This is a genomic window from Mycobacterium sp. 852013-51886_SCH5428379 (genome assembly GCF_001665575.1).
GTDB lineage: Bacteria > Actinomycetota > Actinomycetes > Mycobacteriales > Mycobacteriaceae > Mycobacterium.
This window is the reverse complement of the sequence record NZ_LZSU01000042.1, coordinates 221,122-242,009: the sequence shown is the minus strand read 5'-3', so window position 1 is coordinate 242,009 and position 20,888 is coordinate 221,122. Positions and strand designations below refer to the sequence as shown.

Annotated in this window: 30 protein-coding genes; 3 read left to right on the top strand and 27 right to left on the bottom strand. The window is 67.4% G+C overall.

What is annotated here, in order from left to right; genetic code table 11:
• Window position 1: 1 nt before the first annotated feature.
• Window positions 2-919, top strand: coding sequence for a class I SAM-dependent methyltransferase (locus A5757_RS18545; RefSeq protein ID WP_066836767.1), 918 nt, complete (start codon window positions 2-4; stop codon window positions 917-919).
• Here A5757_RS18545 and sppA read toward each other — a convergent pair.
• Window positions 916-2,703 (bottom strand): signal peptide peptidase SppA, encoded by a 1,788-nt coding sequence (gene sppA / locus A5757_RS18540; RefSeq protein WP_066836764.1) that lies wholly within the window; start codon window positions 2,701-2,703, stop codon window positions 916-918. The genes A5757_RS18545 and sppA overlap by 4 nt on opposite strands.
• A 56-nt stretch (window positions 2,704-2,759) precedes the next feature.
• Between sppA and A5757_RS18535 the strand changes: the two genes are divergently transcribed.
• A complete protein-coding gene (locus tag A5757_RS18535; protein WP_066836993.1) occupies window positions 2,760-3,686 on the top strand; it encodes an LLM class flavin-dependent oxidoreductase in 927 nt (308 codons plus the stop codon).
• A 37-nt stretch (window positions 3,687-3,723) separates the two neighbouring features.
• The gene (locus A5757_RS18530) at window positions 3,724-5,202 is read left to right on the top strand and encodes an HNH endonuclease signature motif containing protein (protein WP_082929555.1); all 1,479 of its coding nucleotides are present in this window, start codon (window positions 3,724-3,726) and stop codon (window positions 5,200-5,202) included.
• A gap of 19 nt (window positions 5,203-5,221) precedes the next feature.
• Here A5757_RS18530 and A5757_RS18525 read toward each other — a convergent pair whose 3' ends face one another.
• The 26 genes from A5757_RS18525 to rpsJ form a co-directional block, all read right to left on the bottom strand.
• Window positions 5,222-6,139, bottom strand: coding sequence for an AraC family transcriptional regulator (locus A5757_RS18525; protein ID WP_231984046.1), 918 nt, complete (start codon window positions 6,137-6,139; stop codon window positions 5,222-5,224).
• Between the two features lie 10 nt (window positions 6,140-6,149).
• Window positions 6,150-6,893: an SDR family oxidoreductase gene (locus A5757_RS18520; protein WP_066836761.1), complete on the bottom strand. Its 744-nt coding sequence runs from the start codon at window positions 6,891-6,893 to the stop codon at window positions 6,150-6,152.
• An 87-nt stretch (window positions 6,894-6,980) separates the two neighbouring features.
• Window positions 6,981-7,325: a DUF732 domain-containing protein gene (locus A5757_RS18515; protein WP_066836759.1), complete on the bottom strand. Its 345-nt coding sequence runs from the start codon at window positions 7,323-7,325 to the stop codon at window positions 6,981-6,983.
• 121 nt (window positions 7,326-7,446) lie between these two features.
• Entirely contained in the window at window positions 7,447-7,890 is a 444-nt protein-coding gene (gene rplO, locus A5757_RS18510; protein ID WP_066836756.1) for a 50S ribosomal protein L15, read from the bottom strand.
• The gene (rpmD, locus tag A5757_RS18505) at window positions 7,887-8,072 is read right to left on the bottom strand and encodes a 50S ribosomal protein L30 (protein WP_066836753.1); all 186 of its coding nucleotides are present in this window, start codon (window positions 8,070-8,072) and stop codon (window positions 7,887-7,889) included. The genes rplO and rpmD overlap by 4 nt, the downstream gene beginning before the upstream one ends.
• 2 nt (window positions 8,073-8,074) lie before the next feature.
• Entirely contained in the window at window positions 8,075-8,743 is a 669-nt protein-coding gene (rpsE, locus tag A5757_RS18500; RefSeq protein WP_066836987.1) for a 30S ribosomal protein S5, read from the bottom strand.
• 34 nt (window positions 8,744-8,777) lie between these two features.
• A complete protein-coding gene (gene rplR / locus A5757_RS18495; protein ID WP_066836751.1) occupies window positions 8,778-9,185 on the bottom strand; it encodes a 50S ribosomal protein L18 in 408 nt (135 codons plus the stop codon).
• Between the two features lie 3 nt (window positions 9,186-9,188).
• Window positions 9,189-9,728 carry a 50S ribosomal protein L6 gene (gene rplF / locus A5757_RS18490; protein ID WP_066836745.1) on the bottom strand — a complete coding sequence of 180 codons (540 nt, stop codon included), beginning with the start codon at window positions 9,726-9,728 and terminating at the stop codon, window positions 9,189-9,191.
• A 24-nt stretch (window positions 9,729-9,752) separates the two neighbouring features.
• Window positions 9,753-10,151, bottom strand: a complete 399-nt coding sequence (gene rpsH / locus A5757_RS18485; RefSeq protein ID WP_066836742.1) for a 30S ribosomal protein S8 — start codon at window positions 10,149-10,151, stop codon at window positions 9,753-9,755.
• Between the two features lie 79 nt (window positions 10,152-10,230).
• Window positions 10,231-10,416 (bottom strand): type Z 30S ribosomal protein S14, encoded by a 186-nt coding sequence (locus tag A5757_RS18480; protein WP_066836739.1) that lies wholly within the window; start codon window positions 10,414-10,416, stop codon window positions 10,231-10,233.
• A 2-nt stretch (window positions 10,417-10,418) separates the two neighbouring features.
• Window positions 10,419-10,991: a 50S ribosomal protein L5 gene (gene rplE / locus A5757_RS18475; protein WP_066836732.1), complete on the bottom strand. Its 573-nt coding sequence runs from the start codon at window positions 10,989-10,991 to the stop codon at window positions 10,419-10,421.
• Between the two features lies 1 nt (window position 10,992).
• Window positions 10,993-11,313 carry a 50S ribosomal protein L24 gene (gene rplX, locus A5757_RS18470; RefSeq protein WP_066836729.1) on the bottom strand — a complete coding sequence of 107 codons (321 nt, stop codon included), beginning with the start codon at window positions 11,311-11,313 and terminating at the stop codon, window positions 10,993-10,995.
• Entirely contained in the window at window positions 11,314-11,682 is a 369-nt protein-coding gene (gene rplN, locus A5757_RS18465) for a 50S ribosomal protein L14 (protein WP_066836726.1), read from the bottom strand.
• A 227-nt stretch (window positions 11,683-11,909) separates the two neighbouring features.
• The gene (locus tag A5757_RS22965; protein WP_082929553.1) at window positions 11,910-12,638 is read right to left on the bottom strand and encodes a hypothetical protein; all 729 of its coding nucleotides are present in this window, start codon (window positions 12,636-12,638) and stop codon (window positions 11,910-11,912) included.
• Between the two features lie 4 nt (window positions 12,639-12,642).
• Window positions 12,643-15,000 carry an arylsulfatase gene (locus A5757_RS18455; RefSeq protein WP_066836720.1) on the bottom strand — a complete coding sequence of 786 codons (2,358 nt, stop codon included), beginning with the start codon at window positions 14,998-15,000 and terminating at the stop codon, window positions 12,643-12,645.
• Between the two features lie 164 nt (window positions 15,001-15,164).
• Complete coding sequence (rpsQ, locus tag A5757_RS18450; RefSeq protein ID WP_066836719.1) at window positions 15,165-15,470, bottom strand: 30S ribosomal protein S17; 306 nt, start codon at window positions 15,468-15,470, stop codon at window positions 15,165-15,167.
• On the bottom strand, window positions 15,470-15,703 hold the full coding sequence (rpmC, locus tag A5757_RS18445; protein WP_066836717.1) for a 50S ribosomal protein L29: 234 nt from the start codon (window positions 15,701-15,703) through the stop codon (window positions 15,470-15,472). Before rpmC ends, rpsQ begins: the two co-directional genes overlap by 1 nt.
• Window positions 15,703-16,119, bottom strand: a complete 417-nt coding sequence (rplP, locus tag A5757_RS18440; protein WP_066836715.1) for a 50S ribosomal protein L16 — start codon at window positions 16,117-16,119, stop codon at window positions 15,703-15,705. Before rplP ends, rpmC begins: the two co-directional genes overlap by 1 nt.
• 2 nt (window positions 16,120-16,121) lie before the next feature.
• Entirely contained in the window at window positions 16,122-16,967 is an 846-nt protein-coding gene (rpsC, locus tag A5757_RS18435; protein ID WP_066836712.1) for a 30S ribosomal protein S3, read from the bottom strand.
• A complete protein-coding gene (gene rplV / locus A5757_RS18430; protein ID WP_066836710.1) occupies window positions 16,967-17,458 on the bottom strand; it encodes a 50S ribosomal protein L22 in 492 nt (163 codons plus the stop codon). Before rplV ends, rpsC begins: the two co-directional genes overlap by 1 nt.
• A complete protein-coding gene (rpsS, locus tag A5757_RS18425; RefSeq protein ID WP_025738376.1) occupies window positions 17,458-17,739 on the bottom strand; it encodes a 30S ribosomal protein S19 in 282 nt (93 codons plus the stop codon). Before rpsS ends, rplV begins: the two co-directional genes overlap by 1 nt.
• Window positions 17,740-17,757: 18 nt before the next feature.
• Complete coding sequence (gene rplB / locus A5757_RS18420) at window positions 17,758-18,594, bottom strand: 50S ribosomal protein L2 (protein ID WP_066836708.1); 837 nt, start codon at window positions 18,592-18,594, stop codon at window positions 17,758-17,760.
• 32 nt (window positions 18,595-18,626) lie between these two features.
• Window positions 18,627-18,929, bottom strand: a complete 303-nt coding sequence (rplW, locus tag A5757_RS18415; protein ID WP_066836705.1) for a 50S ribosomal protein L23 — start codon at window positions 18,927-18,929, stop codon at window positions 18,627-18,629.
• Complete coding sequence (gene rplD, locus A5757_RS18410) at window positions 18,930-19,577, bottom strand: 50S ribosomal protein L4 (protein WP_066836703.1); 648 nt, start codon at window positions 19,575-19,577, stop codon at window positions 18,930-18,932.
• On the bottom strand, window positions 19,577-20,254 hold the full coding sequence (gene rplC, locus A5757_RS18405) for a 50S ribosomal protein L3 (RefSeq protein WP_066836701.1): 678 nt from the start codon (window positions 20,252-20,254) through the stop codon (window positions 19,577-19,579). The genes rplD and rplC overlap by 1 nt, the downstream gene beginning before the upstream one ends.
• 13 nt (window positions 20,255-20,267) lie before the next feature.
• The gene (gene rpsJ / locus A5757_RS18400; protein ID WP_003883485.1) at window positions 20,268-20,573 is read right to left on the bottom strand and encodes a 30S ribosomal protein S10; all 306 of its coding nucleotides are present in this window, start codon (window positions 20,571-20,573) and stop codon (window positions 20,268-20,270) included.
• Window positions 20,574-20,888 lie beyond the last annotated feature (315 nt).

Below are 20,888 nucleotides of genomic sequence, written 5' to 3'. Positions count from 1 at the left end.
CATGGCACGCACCGAGGGCGACAGCTGGGATCTGGCATCGAGCGTCGGCGCCACCGCCACGCTGGTGGCGGCGGGCCGCGCGGCCGCGAGCCGCGATCCGCGAGGTTTGATCGACGATCCGTTCGCCGCACCGCTGGTGCGGGCGGTCGGCATCGAATTCTTCACCAAGCTGGTCGACGACGAGTTCGACATGTCGGCGCTGCCCGCGGCGTCGAGTGCCGGCATTCAGGCACGCATCGACGAGATGGCGCTGCGCACACGTTTTTTCGATGAGTACTTCATCGACTCGACCGACAGCGGGATCCGGCAGGCGGTGATCCTCGCCTCCGGGCTCGATGCTCGCGCCTACCGGCTGCCGTGGCCGGCGAACACCGTCGTATACGAGATCGACCAGCCGGCGGTGATCGAGTTCAAGACCAGCACGCTCGCCGGTATCGGCGCGCAGCCGACGGCCGAACGGCGCACGGTGTCGATCGATCTGCGGGAAGATTGGCCCGCCGCGCTGCGGGCCGCCGGATTCGACAACTCCGCCCCGACCGCCTGGTGCGCCGAGGGTCTGCTGATCTATCTGCCGCCCGAAGCCCAGGATCTGTTGTTCGACAACATCACCGCGTTGAGTGCGCCGGGAAGCACCGTGGCCACCGAATACGTTCCCGGGCTGAAGGATTTCGATCCGGAGAAGGCGCGCGCATCCACGGCGCAGATGCAGGAGCTGGGCCTGGATCTGGACATGCCGTCGCTGGTCTACCGCGGTGAGCGCAACAACGTGATGGAGTATCTGACGTCGCTGGGTTGGTCGGTGCGCGGTCTGCCCCGTCCAGAGCTGTTCGCCCGGCACGGGGTTGAGCTGCCCGTGGTACCCGACGAGGAGGACCCGCTCGGCGAGATCGTGTACGTCAGCGCCACTTTGGGCGGCTAGAAGCGGTACTCCCCCAGCCACAGCGCGGTCGTACCCTCCACCGAGCGGCCGGCCTGGTCGAGCAGACCGACCACGGACCGGCCGACCAGCGCACCCACCGCATCGGGCAGCGAGGCCGCGACCGGTTGCGAGGATGCCTTCGGACGCAACGCGTCCAGCAGCGATGAGCCCGGATATCCGACGATACGCACCTCGGCGTCGGCATCGAGTCCCGCGGCGACTTTCGCCCGGGTGATGGCGGTACGCAGCCCACCGAGTTCGTCGACCAGGCCCCGCTCCTTGGCGTCGGCTCCGGTCCACACCCGTCCGCGGGCCACCGCCTCGACCTCCTCGACCGTCAGTCCGCGGCCGGCCGCGACCCGTTCGACGAAGTCGGCGTAGAACAGATCGGCCTCGGCCTCGACGTGCGCCCGCTGCTCATCGGTGAAGGGCGCATTGGGTGACCAGGCATCGGCATTGGCGTTGGTGCGCACCGAATCCGAGCCCACTCCGAGCCGATCCTTGAGTTCGCGCGCCACCAGCTTGCCCGTCACCACACCGATGGAACCGGTGATCGTCCCGGGATTGGCGACGATCGCATCGGCGCCCATCGACACGTAGTAGCCGCCGGAGGCCGCCACCGCACCCATCGACGCGATCACCGGGGTGCCACCCTCGCGGGTTCGCACGACCTCCCGCCAGATGGTCTCGGATCCGGTGACCGATCCACCCGGACTGTCCACCCGCAGCACGATCGCCGAGACCGCGCCGTCGGCGGCCGCCTCACGCAGGGCCGCGGCGATGGTGTCGCCGCCCGCGCTCGAATTGCCCAGCGGAGGGAAGCCGGGGCCCCCGCGGCCGCTGACGATCGACCCGTGCAGGGTGACCACCGCGATGGTCGGTTTGGTCTTGCGCAGCGGATTCGGCCCCGACGGGCGCGCACCGGTTCCGCGGGCATAGCGGGACAGGAACAGCCGGGGCGGCGCATCGGGGCTGTCGGCGCCCCCGCGTTCCGGCGAGATAACCTTCGCCCCAACGAGTTCGGCGATCCGCGTGTAGGCCTCGTCGCGGAACCCGACCCGGTCCAGCAGACCGCCGTCGATCGCGGCGTCGCGCAGCAGCGGCGCCTTGTCCGCGAGCGCGTCGATCGCGGCGGAGTCCAGTTTGCGGGATTCGGCGACCGCGGCGAGCACCTGCTGGTGGAGGCTCTCGATCAGCCGGCTGTCGGCTTCGCGGTGCGGTTCGGTGTAGCGGTCCTGCGTGAACAGGTTCGCCGCCGACTTGTATTCACCGCGGGCGACGAACTGGGCCTCGATACCGGCTTTGTCCAGGGCGTCGCGCAGGAACATCGCGCTGGTGGCGAAGCCGATCAGCCCGACCGTGCCCGACGGCTGCATCCACACCTCGCGGAACGCGGAGGCCAGGTAGTAGGACAGCGTGCCCGGATAGGTCTCCGCCCAGGCCAGGGAGGGTTTCACTGCGCTGAACGCGGCGACCGCCTCGCGGAGCTCCTGCACCGGACCGGGAGGAGCGGCGGTGATCTGCACGCGCGAGATGAGACCCGCGACGCGGTCGTCCTCGGCGGCGCGGTGGATCGCGGCCACGGCCTGGCGCAGCGTCAGCGGCCGCCCGCCGCTGGAGATCATCGCGAGCGGATCGAAGCCGGTGGTCTCGGGTGGGGCGCTCATCAGATCGAGTTCGAGCACACATCCGTCCGGCACCCCCTTGTGGCGGGCGGTGTCGACACGCCGGACCAGGGCACGCAGGTCGTCGGCGCCGGGGACGTCGGGCAGGAGTGCGAACATCTTTCGAGCCTACCGACGCTCGGCGTGGGCAACGGGTGCCGTCGTACGGTGGTCGGGTGAGGTTCTCCATCTCCATCCCGCAACTGGACGTGGACGGTTTCGACGGCGATGGCGTGCGCAGCTATCTGCGTCGGGCCGAGGTGCTCGGGTTCGAGGGCGGCTGGGTGGTGGAGCAGCCGATCGGGCCGACGCCGCTGATCGCGCCGCTCGAGCTGCTGGCGTACTCGGCCGCATGCACGACGACCTTGCGACTGGGCGTCGGTGTGATGGTGTCGTCTCTGCACGATCCGCTGCAACTCGCTGCGGCCGCCACCGCGGTGGACCGTCTCAGCCACGGCCGGCTGGATCTCGGGGTGGCCTCAGGCGGCGGCACCCGCAAGTTCGCGGCCTACGGGGTGGCACAGGAGACGTTCGTCAGTTATTTCGTCGAGGGCCTGGAGTTGATGAAGGCGGCGTGGTCGGACGAGCCCCGCGTGACGTACCGGGGGCGCTTCCGGCAGATGCACGATCTGCCGATCCAGCCCAAACCCGTTCAGCGGCCGCACCCGCCGATCTGGTTCGGCGCCAACGCTCCTGCCGCGTTGAAGCGTGCGGTCCGCTACGGTGACGCGTTTCTCGGCGCGGGATCGTCGACGACGGAACGATTCGCCGGAGCGGTCGATCTGCTGCGCCGCGAATTGGAGCAGACCGGAACGGACAGAGCGGAATTCAGGATCGGTAAACGGGTCTACCTGACGGTCGACGACGATGCCGCACGCGCCGAACGGCGGGTGCTGGCCGGTCTGCACCGCATCTACGGCGACATGGCAGGAATCGAGGCGGTTCCGGTGTTCGGCACACCCGCCCAGGTCGCCGACGGCCTCCGCGCCGTCATCGACGCCGGGGCGGAGATGGTGCTGTGCAACCCCGTCGGCGACACCGTCGCCGAAGATCGCGAGCAGATGGAAATCATTGCCGCTGAGGTGATTCCGCAGTTGCGGTGACGCCAGAACTGTCGGTCCCCCCACCTAGAATCGAAGCATGTTCGATCCGGCGCAGGCGAGTTTCGACCAACTGCTTGCCCCGACGCGTCCCGAACCCGCGCAGGCCGGCGAATTGATCGCCGCCATCACGGCTGCTGCCCGTCGCGAAAACCAGGACGCTGCTGCACGATTGACCGCCATCGGCGATCTCTACGCGCTGCGCATCGCCCAGCGCGACGAGATCAGCGATCAGTGGGCGGTCGACACCCAATGTGCCGTGACCGCCGAGGTCGCCGCCGCCTTGTCCATCGGTTACGGGTCCGCCTCCACGCAGGTCAGCATCGCGCGAGGCTTACGCGAGAGACTTCCCGCGGTGGCCGCGGTGTTCCGCGCGGGCGACCTGAACGCGGCGACCGTCGACACGCTGCTGCACCGCACCGAACTCATCACCGACCCTGACGTCTTGGCGTGCGTCGATGCGAAATTGGCCGCCGCAGCGGCGCGGCTGATGGGCTTGAGCCTCGGCCAGGTGGGCAGCCATGTCGACCGGATCATCGCCCGGCAGGATCAGGACGCGGTGCGACGGCGGAAGAAAGCCGCTGACCGACGCGAGATCTGGTTCAGTTACGGGCTCGACGGTATGAGCGATTTCGGCGGCACGATGCCCGCCGCCGAGGCCGCGATCGTCGAGGGGAACCTCAATGCGATGGCCGATACCGTGTGCAAAGACGATCCGCGCACGAAGAAACAACGCCGTATCGACGCCATGATGGCGATGTCCAACGGCGACGTCCGCATGCAGTGCCGCTGTGGTCGATCCGACTGCGCCCAACGCGACGCGACGGCCGTCCCCGCCGTGATCCATGTGATCACCGGCCCCGCACCGACAGAGCCGGCGGCATCGTTGGTGCGCAACGACGGCGCCCTTCCTGCCGAGCAGGTGTCACGGTTGGAGCAGACAGCCACCACCCGCCCCCTCGTCCATCCAGGTGACGCTGCGCCCGAACCCCGCTACACGCCGTCGCGCGCGCTGGCCGACTTCGTACGCTGCCGCGACATGTCCTGCCGCTTCCCCGGCTGCGACGTACCGGCCTGGAACACCGACATCGACCACACCATTCCATACGGACAGGGCGGTCCCACGCAGGCGTCCAATCTCAAATGCCTTTGCCGCCTTCACCATTTGCTCAAAACATTCTGGGGTTGGACCGACCACCAGCGCCGCGACGGCACCGTTGTCTGGACCAGTCCGGCCGGCGAAACCTACGTCACCACCCCGGGCAGCGCCGCGCTGTTTCCCTCGCTCTGCGTCCCCACCGCTCCGGTCCGCACCCGCCCAGTCGTCGATGACCAGCCCGGCGATCGCGCAGCGATGATGCCCCGCCGCCGACGCACCCGCGCGCAGAACAGGTCTGCCCGGTTCGCCGCGGAACGCGCGGCCAACCGGGAACGCCGGCGGGCCCGACTACGCGCCACCCATCCGTACTTCCAACCCGCGCCACCACCGGCGCCGGGTGACGATCCGCCACCCTTCTGACGCATGACGCCGGCTCCCTTCAGGAGTTCCGGCGAAACTCACTCGGCGAGCGACCGGTGAGCTTGCTGAACGCGGTCGTGAACGCGCCCGCCGACTGATATCCCACCCGCCGGGCGAGCTCGGCCATCGACGGTTGCTCGGTGCGCAGAATCTCCTGAGCCAGCGCCATCCGCAATTGCAGCAGATACTGCATCGGTGACATTCCTGTTGTGCGGCTGAACCTTTCGGCGAAAACGGTCCGTGACACGCTGGCCTCGCGGGCGAGTTGCGCCACCGTCCACCCACGAGCCACATCCGCGTGCAGCTGCCGCAGCGCGGGCGCCAGCACGGAGTCGGACAGCCCCGCGATCAGACCCCGCTGCGCACCACCGGTCGTCACGCGCAGGCGCATCGCCTCGATCAGCAGCACTTCGACGAGGCGGTCGAGGATCAGCTCGCTCGGTGCCGCCGACGCCGTCTCGTCGGCGATGAGCTCGACGATCCGGTGCAACCGCACCGCCGCCTGCTCGTCCTGGTGCACCACCAGCACACGCGGCAGCATCGGCGTCAACAACGCCGCATTCGTCGCGTCGAACCGGAAGTATCCGCCGAGCATGCGCATCGTCTCCGGGCCGTCCGGGCTGCCGTGCCGGACCGGTTGCGACGCCGGCTCCACAGTGAGCGCCGGCACCACACCGTCGTGTCCGCTCTCCATGACGAAGCCGGGCATGTCGGCGACGAACAGGAAGTCGCCGCGGCACAGCTCGATCTGATCGTGGTCGTCCAACCGCAGTACGCAGGACCCCTCGAGCATCACGCAGAACGCAGGGTCGGCATATCGTGGTACCCGTACGGCCCACTCCCCCGAGCCGCTGATGACCTTGGCCCCGACCGTCGCCGGGCGCAGCAGGGAGACCAGCATCCCCACGGGATCGACTCTCTCGGCGACGGCGGCCACACCGGCCAAACTACGCGGACGCCGCCAAGGCCACTGCGTCTTCACCGGCCGGAAACCTCATCCGCGCCGACGTGTCGGTCGCCGCCCGCAGCACCACGTCGGCCACGTCATCGGCGGTCGTCACCAGTCCCGGCTCACCGAAGCCCGCGAAGACCGGCTCCGCGAATGCCGCATACGCCTCCGGGATCACACCTTCCATCCGGGCGCTGCCGTTGCTCGTGAAGTTCGTCGACGGCCCATACCCGGGCTCGACGAGTTTGGCGCGCGCACCGAAGAACTCGAGCTCCAGCGCGAGCGCGGTCGTGAAACCCTCGATCGCCATCTTGCTCGCCGTGTACGCCGCCGTGAGGGGCATCGGAGCCAGCGTCACACTCGACGTCACGTTCACCACCACCCCCGAGCGACGTTGGCGCATCTGCGGGATGACGGCCTGGGTCATCGCCATCACCCCGAAGGTGTTGGTCTCGAACAGTTCTCGCACCAACGCCATCGGCGTGGCCTCGAACGCCCCGACGCCGCCGATGCCCGCGTTGTTGACCAGCACGTCGATCGTCCCGGCGGCCTCGACCGCGGCGGCGATGCTCGCCGGATCGGTGACGTCGAGTGGCAGGACGGTCAGCCGCTCCTGCGCGGCGAGCACTTCGGCGCGGGGCCGCCGCATGGTCGCGACGACGTTCCACCCCGCGTCGTGGAATCGGCGTGCGGTCGCCAACCCATAGCCTGACGAGCACCCGGTGATCAGTACAGTTCTCATGCAGTCGACGCTAGGGCGCGTCCTCAGGGTGGGAAAGATCGCGGCGTCCGGACTTCTTTCGCGTTCGTCCGGGATGGGCCGAACCGTTTAGCGGCCGGTGAGCCGGTAGTGCTGAGGGCAGTAGACGGCGACCGAGGCCTTCATGAAGCCCACCGCCTGCTGACGCGTCAGGTTGCTGTTCTCCAGCGACGTGATGATCCCCCGCACCAGGGGCGCCGGGTTGGGGTTGACGGCCATCTGTTGGGTCAGCGTGTTGCAGACGGACTGTCCCATCGCGGGCAGGTCCGTGTCGGGCCCGGCCTTGATGTCCATGGACGTCAGCATCTCCTGGAAGCGCTCGTCGTTGGGTTGTGCGGCGGCGGTCGCCGCGCTACCGCACACGGCCACGCCGGCGACGGCCAGCGCTGCGACGGTACGACGGGTCCAGGACATCGGCTGCTCCTCGATTGGGTCTTCGAAAGTGTAATCGCACTTAGGTGGTCGTGTCGTTACGGACCAACGCGAAGAGACCCCGCACGCCGATGCGTGCGGGGTCTCTCTGACGAACCGGGCGTCAGGACAGTTCGGTGGCCGAACCGCCTGCAGCCGAGATCTTCTCGCGGGCGCTGCCGCTGAACTTGTGCGCCGTGACGTTGACCTTCACGGACAGCTTGCCGTCGCCGAGCACCTTGACGAGCGTGTTCTTGCGAACGGCACCCGCTGCGACGAGCTCGTCGACGCCGACCTCGCCACCGTTCGGGAACAGCCGGTTGATGTCCTCGACATTGACGACCTGGTACTCGGTCCGGAACCGGTTACGGAAGCCCTTGAGCTTCGGCAGCCGCATGTGGATCGGCATCTGGCCGCCCTCGAACATCGGGTTGACGTTCTTGCGGGCCTTCGTGCCCTTAGTGCCGCGACCCGAGGTCTTACCCTTCGAGCCCTCTCCACGACCGACGCGCGTCCTGGCCTTCTTCTCACCGGGAGCCGGCTTCAGATCATGCAGTTTGATGGTCATTTCTCCACCGCTTCCACTTCTACGAGGTGATGCACGGTCTTGATCAGCCCACGGGTCTGCGCGTTGTCCTCACGGACCACCGACTGGCGGATCTTCCGCAAGCCGAGTGTGCGCAGACTCTCCCGCTGCTTCCAGCGGGCACCGATGGTGCCGCGGACCTGGGTGATCTTCACTTCTGCCATGGTCACGAATTCCCTTCACGCGCAGCGGATGCGGCCAGCGCATCGGCTTCACGCCGGGCCTTGAGCATCCGGGCCGGCGCGACGTCCTCGACGGACAGACCGCGACGGGCCGCCACCTCTTCGGGCCGCTGGATCAGCTTGAGCGCGGCCACGGTGGCATGCACCACGTTGATCGCGTTGTCGCTGCCCAGCGACTTGGCCAGGATGTCGTGCACGCCGGCGCATTCCAGCACCGCACGGCACGCGCCACCGGCGATCACACCGGTACCGGGGCTGGCCGGGCGCAGCATCACGACACCGGCCGCCGCCTCACCCTGCACCGGGTGGACGATGGTGCCGCCGATGAGCGGCACGCGGAAGAAGTTCTTGCGCGCTTCCTCGACGCCCTTGGCGATGGCGGCCGGAACTTCCTTGGCCTTGCCGTAGCCGACGCCGACCATGCCGTTGCCGTCGCCGACGATCACCAGCGCGGTGAAGCTGAACCGGCGACCACCCTTGACGACCTTGGAGACGCGGTTGATCGAGACGACCCGCTCCAGGTAATTGCTCTTGTCGCCGCCGTCGCGGCCACCACGGCCACCACGGTCGTCGCGACGGCCACGGCCGTCACGGTCACCGCGTGCGCCGCGGCCGTCCTGCGTGCCGCCGGCACCAGTTGCCTGCTCGGCCATCATGCAGTCCTTCCACTGTTGTTCACGTCCATCATCAGAATTTCAGCCCGCCCTCGCGCGCGGCATCCGCCAGCGCGGCGATCCGGCCGCCGTAGGTGTATCCACCGCGGTCGAACACGACCTCGTCGATGCCGGCGGACTTCGCGCGCTCGGCGATCAACTGACCGACCCGCACGCTGTGCGCCTTCTTGTCGCCCTCGACGGCCCGGACGTCGGCCTCGATCGAGGAGGCCGCCGCCAGCGTGGTGCCGGTCAGATCGTCGACCAGCTGCACGTGGATGTGACGGGACGAGCGGTGCACCACCAGACGCGGACGCTCGGCGGTGCCGGCGACCTTCTTGCGGAGCCGGGCGTGCCGACGGATGCGGTCGCGGCGGCGCGTCTGGGAGATGTTGGTCCCGACCGGCTTGTATGCCGTTGCCTGTCCGTTGCTTGTAGCCATGGCTTACTTACCTGTCTTTCCGACCTTGCGGCGGATCTGCTCACCCTCGTAACGCACGCCCTTGCCCTTGTACGGGTCGGGGCGGCGCAGGCGGCGGATGATCGCCGAGATCTGACCGACCTTCTGCTTGTCGATGCCCGTGACCGAGAACTTGGTGGGCGTCTCGACCGCGAACGTGATGCCTTCCGGCGGCTCGATGACCACGGGGTGGCTGTAGCCCAGCGCGAACTCCAGGTTCGAACCCTTGAGCTGCACGCGGTAACCGACCCCGTAGATCTCCATCTTCGTGGTGTAGCCCTGCGTCACCCCGGTGACCAGGTTGGCCACCAGCGTGCGGGACAGACCGTGCAGCGAGCGGTTGCGGCGCTCGTCGTTCGGCCGCGTCACCACGATCGAACCCGTGTCGTCACGGTCCACCACGATGGGCTCCGCGACGGCCAGCGACAGGGTGCCCTTGGGACCCTTGACCGACACGTTCTGGCCTTCGATCGTCACGTCGACTCCGGCGGGAACCGGAACCGGCTGCTTACCAATACGAGACATGGCTTGCTCCTTTCCTGGTTCCGGCTACCAGACGTAGGCGAGGACTTCGCCGCCTACGCCGGATCGTGCTGCCTGACGGTCGGTGAGCAGGCCCGAGGACGTGGAGATGATCGCCACGCCCAGGCCGCCGAGCACCCGAGGCAGATTGGTGGACTTCGCGTAGACCCGCAGACCGGGCTTGGACACGCGCCGCAGACCGGCGATGCTGCGCTCGCGGCTGGGGCCGTACTTCAGCTGGACGACCAGGGACTTGCCCACGCGGGCGTCCTCGGTGCGGTAGTCGGAGATGTAGCCCTCGGACTTGAGGATCTCGGCGATGTTGGCCTTGATCTTCGAGTGCGGCAAGGCCACCTCATCGTGGTACGCCGAGTTGGCGTTGCGCAGACGCGTCAAGAAGTCTGCGATCGGATCCGTCATGGTCATGACAGCCGGTTCACCTTTCTCGCGGCGGTTCCCTGCATGTCAGGGCCTTCCGCAACTGTTTTCGTAGTGGTTGGCTGGCTTACCAGCTGGACTTCTGCACACCGGGCAGTTCGCCGGCGTGGGCCATCTCGCGCAGGCAGATCCGGCACAGGCCGAACTTGCGGAAGACGGCGTGCGGACGGCCGCAGCGCTGGCAGCGGGTGTAGGCCCGCACCGCGAACTTCGGCTTCTTGTTGGCCTTGTTGACCAGTGCTTTCTTCGCCATGCTCAGTTCTCCTTGAAGGGGAAGCCCAGGGCCCGCAGCAGCGCTCGTCCCTCGTCGTCGTTGGTCGCCGAGGTGACGACGGTGATGTCCATACCGCGCGGGCGGTCGATGCTGTCGACGTCGATCTCGTGGAACATCGACTGCTCGTTCAGGCCGAAGGTGTAGTTCCCGGTCCCGTCGAACTGCTTGGGGTTCAGGCCGCGGAAGTCGCGGATACGCGGCAGCGCGATGGCCACGAGGCGGTCCAGGAACTCCCACATCCGGTCGCCGCGCAGCGTGACGCGGGCGCCGATCGGCATCCCCTCACGCAGCTTGAACTGGGCGATGGACTTGCGGGCCCGGCGGATCTCCGGCTTCTGGCCGGTGATCAGCGCGAGGTCGTTGACCGCACCGTTGATCAGCTTCGCGTCGCGGGCGGCGTCACCGACACCCATGTTGACGACGACCTTCACCACGCCCGGGATCTGCATCACGTTGGCGAAGTTGAACTGCTGCTGGAGCGTGTCGCGGATCTCTTCGCGGTAGCGCTGCTTGAGCCGCGGCTGCGTCTTTGCTGTGTTTTCTACCGTGGTCATGTCAGCCGATGTCCTTGCCGTTGCGCTTGGAGACGCGCACCTTCTTGCCGGTCTCTTCGTCGAAGCGGTAGCCGACGCGGGTGGGGTTGCCCTCGGAGTCGACGACCATCACGTTCGACACGTCGATGAGTGCCTCCTGCGTGACGATGCCGCCGGAGGAGGCGCCCCGCTCGTTGGCCGACTGCGCGGTGTGCTTCTTGATCCTGTTGACGCCCTCGACGAGGACCTTGTTACGGGCCGGGTAAGCCTGGATGACCTTGCCCTTGGCGCCCTTGTCCTTACCGGAGATCACCAGCACGGTGTCGCCCTTGTGGACCTTCATCTACAACACCTCCGGGGCGAGCGAGACGATCTTCATGAAGCGCTTCTCCCGCAGCTCGCGGCCGACGGGGCCGAAGATGCGGGTGCCGCGCGGGTCGTTGTCGTTCTTGATGATCACCGCGGCGTTCTCGTCGAACCGGATGTAGCTGCCGTCGGCGCGACGGCGTTCCTTGACGGTGCGCACGATGACGGCCTTCACCACGTCGCCGCGCTTGACGTTGCCGCCGGGGATGGCGTCCTTGACGGTCGCCACGATGACGTCACCGATACCGGCGTATCGCCGGCCTGAGCCGCCGAGCACACGGATGCACAAGATCTCCTTGGCGCCCGTGTTGTCGGCGACCTTCAACCGCGATTCCTGCTGAATCACTCGATCTCCTTGACCTGGGTTATGTCTGCACGCCAGATACCGACCTGACGTACGCGGTCCTTGCTGTCACCGAAGAGCACGCAGGGCCGGTCTGAGCGCTTACGCGTAAGATGCGTCAAGCAGTGGATCGGCCGAGGTCTGCCCAAGGCAACCGTTTGATTCTAGGCGACGACCTGGGCTAAACCAAATCGTCGCTGGTCAGCCTCGGACCACTCCGAAGCACCCCGTCAGGGTGTCCGGATGCCGAAATCGGACAGGATCACGTCCGCTGCGGCCGACACCGCCTCGCCGCCCTGTGGACCTTCGACGCGGATCGCGACCAGATAGGACGGGCCGCCGGTCCAGACGTGGGCGATCCGGTCCCGGTACTCGACCGCCGGCCCGGCCCCTCCCGACAACATCCCCAGCATCTTCTGTCCGCTGTATCCGCACAGTTCGGCGGGCAGCACGCTCACCGAGGATATCGGTGCGCCGGCCGTGCGGTCGTCGGAGTACGTCTCGAAAGCCTCCGCCGGTCCCAGGTCGGTGGGTGTGACGGTCAGGACGCCCGTCGTTCCGTCCGGGCCCGTCAGTGTCAGCGCGGAGCCATCCGGGGCCGGCTCGGACGTCCACGCGGCAGGCAGTGCGATCGCGATCTCTGGGGCGTCGAGGGCGGACGGCGCGAGGAATGCCACGCTGCCACCGGCTGGCGGCGCCGGCTCCGGACACGTCCAGGTCGCCGGTTCGAGGGGCCGGCGGGTGGTCTCGACGACACCGAAGTCCGGCATTCCGGACGACGGCGACGCACTCGAGGTGGCGGGGGCCGCACCGGTGGTGGCGGGCGCCGAGGTGGTCTCTGCCGCTGACGTGGTGCCGGTTGCCGACGCGGTCACGTCGGTGGACGTGCCGTCGGTGTGCTGCGTGCACGCGCCGAGCAGCGCGATCGCGGCGACACCGGCGAGTACCACCCTGACCACGTCGTCAGTCCTTGGCGAAGGCGCGCGCGAAATCCCGCTCGATGTCGAGGTAGGGCTTACCGGAGACATCGAACGTGACGAGCGCGATGGTGCCGCCGGTGAAGGCGAACGGCGTCCGGTAGGCGCGCGACACCGGCGAACCGGTGTTGCGTCCGATACTCAGCGTGGCCCCGGCCAGACCGAATGTGCCCGGATGGACCATCAGGCCCGGATACGACGCCACCTCGTAGCCGTCGATGTAGAGCGCCGCGTCACCGACCGGGGTGTGGCTGCCGTCCACGGTGCCCGTGCGGGTGTAGGCGACACCGAAGGTGTGCCTGCCGAGCGGGATGGGTTCCGACGACGTCAGCCGCTGCTCGACCTCGCCGAGGAAGTTGTAGACGTAGTTCAGATGACCGTCCTGGACGAACAGCACATGCCCGCCATGTCCCCCACCGTGTTTGAACAGCACGCCTTGCGCACCCTCGGCGTCGACGCCGACTTCGGCCAGCACCGCGAACGACCGGCCGCCGAGCTCCACCGCGGCGCCTGTCCCGATGTCGGCGGTCCCCGGGTAGTACCGGTAGGACTGCCGGGCACCCGAGAGGTGCGGCCGGTACCGCGACAGTGTCTCCATGATGTTCAGATCGCCGAGCGGCAGCCCGTTGTACTTTTCGGCCTCGGCGAACCACAGCGCCTTGAGTTCCTCGAGTTTCTCGGGATGCTGGTCGGCCAGATCGTGACACTGGCTGCGGTCCCTCTCGATGTGGAAGAGCTCCCAGCGGTCGGTGTCGAAATGCGACCAGCCCGCCGGTGACGCGGCGTGGATCGCGCCCGCGAACCAGCCGCGGTGCCAGATCCCGCGGGTGCCGAGCATGGTGTAGAACTGCGTCTCCTTGCCCGTCGGCGTGTTCTGGTCGGCGAGGGACACCTTGAAGCTCACGCCGTCCAGCGGCTTCTGCGCGACGCCGCGCACCGTGGCCGGCGGGGTGATGTCGAGCAGGTCGTACACCGTCGGCGTGATGTCGCTGACGCTGACATAGTTGTCGCGGACCTCACCGTGCGCGGGAATTCCCTTGGGCCAGGAGATGATCGCCGGATCGGCGATACCGCCCTCATGGGAGGCGTAGCGCTTGAACAGTTTGTACGGCGTGTTGAACGCCATGGCCCAGCCGGTCGGATAGTGGTTATAGGTGTCGGGCCCGCCGAGGTCGTCGATGCGCTTGAGGCCCTCCTCGGCGGTGTCGACGTAACCGTTGAAGAACTTCACCTCGTTGACCGAACCGTTGGGTCCGCCTTCACCGCTGGCGCCGTTGTCGGAGATGACCACGATGATGGTGTTGTCCAGCTGGCCCGACTCCTCGAGATAGTCGAGGATCCGGCCGATCTGGGCGTCGGTGTAGGACAGGAATCCGGCGAACACCTCGGCCATCCGCGCGAACAACCGCTTCTCGTCGTCGGTCAGATCCTCCCAGGGACGCACCGTGTCCTGGTCCGGCCACGCCTCTCCGTTGGGTCCGGTGACACCGACATAAGGGTTCATCGGGGACATTTCAGTGTCGGGAGGGACGATGCCCAGCCGTTTCTGGTTCTCCAGCACGATGTCTCGGTACCGCTCGTAGCCCATGTCGAAGCGTCCGGCGTAGTGGTCGGCCCAGTCCTTGAACGTGTGGTGCGGCGCATGGCCGGCGCCCGGGCACAGATAGGTGAACCACGGTTTGTCGGGCGCGATCACCTTGGCGTCGCGGATGAATTCGATCGTCTTGTCCGCCAGGTCTTTTGACAGGTGGTAGCCCTCTTCTGGCGTGGCGGGCGCCGACACCGGGTGGTTGTCGTAGACCAGTTCCGGATACCACTGGTCGGTCTCTCCACCCATGAACCCGTAGAACCGCTCGAAGCCGCGCGCGAGCGGCCAATGCCGCTTGGTGGACGCCAGATTCGACTCTTCGAGCGGAGTGAGATGCCACTTGCCGACGCAGTAGGTGTTGTATCCGTTCTCGACGAGGACCTCCGACAACAGTGCGGTGTCGAACGGTATGCGCCCGTTGCAGTTCGGGAACCCGTCGGTGAACTCCTCGATCGTGGCCATGCCCACGGTGGTGGGGTTGCGGCCGGTCAACAGTGACGCCCTGGTGGGTGAACACAGTGCGGTGGTGTGGAACTGCGAGAATCTGATGCCACGTTCGGCGATCCGCGACATCGCCGGCATCTCGACCAGACCGCCGAAGCAGTCCCACGTCGCGATGCCGGTGTCGTCCCAGACGAGGTAGAGCACGTTGGGGGCGTCCGGTGCCGCCGTCGGGGCGGCATATGGTCCCCAGTCCGGCTCGGAGTCGCGGATGTCGAGCTCGATCGTGCCCTTGAAGGCGTCTCCCGGTGCCATGCCAGCCTCATCTGCAGTACGTGCGTAGGTGGCCCGGAGATTACACCCCACCGCGTTTCGGATTCTGGATAACAGGAACCATGGCGCGCCCCTCCCGCAGACGGAAAGACCCCGCGCGCCGAAGCGTGCGGGGTCTTTCGTGCGTCCCTTTTCGGGACGGATGCCTACTTGGCGCGCTCGAGCACCTCGACCAGGCGCCAGCGCTTGGTGGCCGACAGCGGTCGGGTCTCCATCAGCGAGACACGATCGCCGATGCCGGCGTCGCCGTTCTCGTCGTGGGCCTTGACCTTGGTGGTGGTCCGGATGATCTTGCCGTAGAGCGGATGGCTCTTACGGGATTCCAGCTCCACCACGATGGTCTTCTGCATCTTGTCACTGACCACGTAGCCGATCGCCGTCTTGCGGCGGTTACGCGGCTTCTCGGCCCGCGGCGTGCGGGCCGGACCCTTTTCGGTCTTGTTCTCTGCCATTACGATTCCTCACCCGTGGGTCCGGAAGCCAGACCCAGCTCACGTTCGCGCAGCACGGTGTACACGCGCGCAATCTCCTGTCGCACCGTGCGCAGCCTGCGGTTGTTGGAGAGCTGACCGGTGGCCATCTGGAAGCGAAGGTTGAACAGCTCTTCCTTCGAATCGCGCAGACGCTCGGTCAACTCGTCGTCGCTCAGCTCGCGCAGTTCACCAGGCGAAATGCCGACTGCCATCAGAACTGCTCCTCTCGCGTAACGATGCGTGCCTTGATCGGCAGCTTGTGGATCGCGCGAGTCAGCGCCTCGCGCGCGGTCTTCTCGTCCGGGTAGCTGAGCTCGAAGAGCACGCGACCCGGCTTGACGTTGGATACCCACCATTCCGGCGAACCCTTACCGGAACCCATGCGGGTCTCGGCGGGCTTCTTGGTCAGCGGGCGGTCCGGGAAGATGTTGATCCACACCTTGCCGCCACGCTTGATGTGCCGGTTGATGGCGATACGGGCGGACTCGATCTGCCGGTTCGTGACGTAGGCGTGCTCGAGTGCCTGGATGCCATAGTCACCGAAGCTCACCGAGGTGCCGCCGCTGGCGATGCCGCGCTGCCTCGGGTGATGCTGCTTGCGGTGCTTGACCTTACGAGGGATCAGCATGACTAGCTCCCAGAATTCTCAGTTGTCTCGGCTGCTGCTCCCGCAGCGGCCTCGGTGCCCTGAGTCGCTTCCGCGACCGCAGGAGCCTCGGCGGCACGACCGGCGTCGGTGCTCGTCGCGGTGGTGCCTGACGCGCCGCTGCGGCGCGGACGGGTGCCCGACGGACGCTCACGACGCGGACGGTCCGCGGCGGGTGCGGCGGCGGTCAGCTCGCGCTTGCCACCGACGATGTCGCCCTTGTAGATCCACACCTTCACACCGATGCGGCCGAAGGTGGTCTTGGCCTCGTAGAGGCCGTAGTCGATGTCCGCGCGCAGCGTGTGCAGCGGAACGCGACCCTCGCGGTAGAACTCCGAGCGGCTCATCTCGGCGCCGCCGAGGCGGCCCGAGCACTGCACCCGGATGCCCTTGACGTTGGGCTGGCGCATCGCGGACTGGATCGCCTTGCGCATCGCGCGGCGGAAGGCCACGCGGTTGCTCAGCTGCTCGGCCACACCCTGCGCGACGAGCTGGGCCACCGACTCGGGGTTCTTCACCTCGAGGATGTTCAGCTGCACCTGCTTCTTGGTGAGCTTCTCCAGGTCGGCGCGGATGCGGTCGGCCTCGGTGCCGCGGCGACCGATGACGATGCCGGGACGCGCGGTGTGGATGTCGACGCGCACCCGGTCGCGGGTCCGCTCGATCTCCACGTCGGCGATGCCGGCGCGCTCGAGACCGGTGGCCAGCAGACGGCGGATCGCGACGTCTTCCTTGACGTAATCCTTGTACTGCTTGTCGGCGTACCACCGGGACTTCCAGTCGGTGGTGATACCGAGGCGGAAGCCGTGCGGATTGATCTTCTGGCCCACTACTCCGAGCCCTCCTTCGCTTCTGCGGAAGCCTTGGTGGTGGGAGCCGCCGTCTTGGTCGAAGCGGCCTTGCTGCCCTGCGCACGACGCGCACGTGCCGCACTCGCCGAGGCGCCCTGCTGACGCGTCTGCTTGCTGGGCCGGCTCTCCACGATCACGGTGATGTGGCTGGTGCGCTTGCGGATCCGGAACGCACGCCCCTGGGCGCGCGGACGGATGCGCTTGGCGGTCGGGCCCTCGTCGGCGTGGATCGTCGCGACGACCAGCGTGGCGGGATCCAGGCCCTCGTTGTTCTGGGCGTTGGCCGCAGCGCTGGCGATCACCTTGGCGACCGGCTCGCTGGCCTGCTGTGGTGCCCACCGCAGGATGTCGAGGGCCTGCTCGACGCTCTTGCCGCGGACCAGGTCGATGACGCGGCGCGCCTTGCTGGCCGAGATGCCCACATAGCGGGCGACGGCCGTCGCGGACGGATACTCAATCGTCGTAGTCATTACCGGCGCTTCGCCTTCCGGTCATCCTTGATGTGACCCTTGAACGTGCGGGTGGGGGCGAACTCGCCCAGCTTGTGTCCAACCATCGCCTCGGTGACGAACACCGGGACGTGCTTGCGGCCGTCGTGCACCGCGAACGTGTGTCCGATGAAGTCCGGGATGATGGTCGACCGGCGCGACCAGGTCTTGATGACCTGCTTGCTGTTCTTCTCGTTCTGTACGTCGACCTTCTTGAGCAGATGGTCGTCGACGAACGGGCCCTTCTTCAGGCTGCGTGGCATCGTGGAATCCTTTCCGGCCTAGCGCTTCTTGCCGGTGCGCCGGCGGCGGACGATGAGCTTGTCGCTCGGCTTGTTGGGCTTGCGGGTGCGGCCCTCGGGCTTACCCCACGGGCTCACCGGGTGACGGCCGCCGGAGGTCTTGCCCTCGCCGCCGCCGTGCGGGTGGTCGACCGGGTTCATGACGACGCCACGGACGGTGGGACGCTTGCCCTTCCACCGCATACGGCCGGCCTTGCCCCAGTTGATGTTGGCCTGCTCGGCGTTGCCGACCTCGCCGACGGTGGCGCGGCAGCGCACGTCGACGCGGCGGATCTCACCGCTGGGCATACGCAGGGAGGCGTAGGTGCCCTCCTTGCCCAGCAGCTGGATGCTGACGCCGGCCGAGCGGGCCAGCTTGGCGCCGCCACCGGGGCGCAGCTCCACGGCGTGGATCACGGTGCCCGCGGGGATGTTGCGCAGCGGCAGGTTGTTGCCGGGCTTGATGTCGGCGTTGGCGCCCTGCTCGATCACGTCGCCCTGCTTGAGACCCTGCGGCGCGATGATGTAGCGCTTCTCGCCGTCCAGGTAGTGCAGCAGTGCGATGTTCGCGGTGCGGTTCGGGTCGTACTCGATGTGTGCGACCTTGGCGTTGACGCCGTCCTTGTCGTGGCGACGGAAGTCGATGACGCGGTAGGCGCGCTTGTGGCCACCACCCTTGTGACGAGTGGTGATGCGGCCGTGGGCGTTACGGCCACCGTGCCCGTGCAGGGGGCGCACCAGCGACTTCTCCGGAGTCGAGCGAGTGATCTCGGCGAAATCGGAGACGCTGGCACCGCGACGACCCGGGGTCGTCGGCTTGTACTTGCGAATTGCCATGATTCTCTAGGTCTCTCTGCTATCCCCGGCCGTCAGGCCGGAGCTCCGAAGAGGTCGATCGGCTTGCTCCCGGCGGCCAGCGTGACGATGGCGCGCTTGGTGCTCTTGCGTTGGCCGTACCCGGAGCGGGTGCGCTTGCGCTTGCCCTGCCGGTTGGCGGTGTTGACCGAGTCGACCTTCACCTTGAAGATCTTCTCGATCGCGATCTTGATCTGGGTCTTGTTCGAGTCCGGGTGCACGATGAACGTGTACACGTTGTCCTCGATCAGCCCGTAGGACTTCTCTGAGATCACCGGCGCGAGGATGATGTCGCGGGGATCGGTCACGGTTGCCATCTACGCAGATACCTCCTGCTTGCTGTTGGCCTCGATGTAGGCGTTCAGCGCCTCGACGCTGAACACCACGTCGTCGGCCTTGAGCACGTCGTAGGTGTTGAGCTGATCGGGCGACAGCACGTGCACACCGGGCAAGTTGCGCACGCTCTTGAGGCCCGTCTCATCGGTGCGGCCGATGACGATCAGCACCTGCTTGCGCTCGGTCAGCGTCGACAGGAACGTCTTCGCACTCTTCGTCGACGGCGTCTGGCCGGCCACCACCTCGGTCACCGCGTGGATCCGGCCGTTACGCGCCCGGTCCGAGAGCGCCCCGCGCAGGGCGGCGGCGATCATCTTCTTGGGGGTGCGCTGGCTGTAGTCGCGCGGCTGCGGGCCGTGGACGACGCCGCCGCCGGTGAACTGCGGCGCACGGGTCGAACCCTGGCGGGCGCGGCCGGTGCCCTTCTGCCGGTACGGCTTCTTACCGCCGCCGGAGACCTCACCGCGGGTCTTGGTCGCGTGCGTGCCCTGCCGCTTGGCGGCCAGCTGCGCGTTCACGACCTGATGCATCAGCGCGATGTTCGGCTCGACGTCGAACAGCTCGCCGGGCAACTCCACAGAGCCGTCGGTCTTGCCGTCCGGGGTGCGGACGTCAATCGTGACTGCCATTACTTCTCACCTCGTTTGATCGCGCTGCGAACCATGACGAGACCGCCGTTGCGGCCGGGGATGGCGCCCTTGATCAACAGCACGCCCTTCTCGGCGTCGACCTTGTGCACCAGCAGGTTCTGCGTGGTGATGCGGTCGCTGCCCATGCGGCCGGACATCCGGGTGCCCTTGAAGACGCGGCCCGGGGTGGAGCAACCACCGATCGAGCCGGGGCGACGGTGCACCGCCTGGGCGCCGTGGGCGGCACCCTGGCCCTTGAAGCCGTGCCGCTTCATGGTGCCCGCGAAACCCTTACCCTTCGAGGTCCCCGTGACGTCGACGTACGCGCCGTCGGTGAAGATCTCGGCGGTCAGTTCCTGACCGAGCTCGTACTCGGCGGCCGCGGCCTCGTCGTCGAGCCGCAGCTCGGCGAGGTGGCGGCGCGGGTTGACACCCGCGGCGGCGTACTGACCCGTGACGGGCTTGGTCACCTTGCGGGGGCTGATCTCGCCGTAGGCGAGCTGCACCGCGCTGTAGCCGTCGCGCTCCGTGGTCCGGATCCGGGTCACGACGTTCGGGCCGGCCTTGACGACCGTCACCGGCACGACCCGGTTGTTCTCGTCGAACACCTGCGTCATGCCCAGCTTGGTGCCCAGAATGCCGCGGCGCGGAGCGCCGGACTTAGCACTGTTAGCCATTCTCTGAACTCTCCTACTGGATGTTGACGTCGACGCTGGCCGGCAGATCGATGCGCATGAGTGCGTCAACGGTCTTCGGAGTCGGGTCGAGGATGTCGATCAGGCGCTTGTGGGTGCGCATCTCGAAATGCTCCCGCGAGTCCTTGTACTTGTGCGGAGACCGGATGACGCAATACACGTTCTTCTCGGTCGGCAGCGGCACCGGGCCCACCACGCTGGCACCGGTACGGGTGACCGTCTCCACGATCTTGCGCGCCGAGGCGTCGATGGCCTCGTGGTCGTAGGCCTTGAGCCTGATGCGGATCTTTTGTCCCGCCACGCTTTTCCTACCTCACTCCTGCTTGTGGTCCGCGCTGGGAGAATCCCAGCACGGACTGGTGTCCGTTGCGCTCGCCGTTTGACCGCACCCGTGAGGGCCGCCTCGCAACGCGCGCTGGCTGTTGCCGCCGCTGTTTACCTGTCTGTGGTCCACCGGCCCCCGCGGTCGGGTGTGTCGCCCTACGCGCACTCGATCGCGCCGGGAAATCCGTCACGCTCGTAGTCTGGGACCGATGCGCCCGCTGGGGGCGCAGGTCGTATGCCTCGGCCAGACGGTCTCGAACAGCCACCGACCCGGCTCAAGGCAACCCGAACA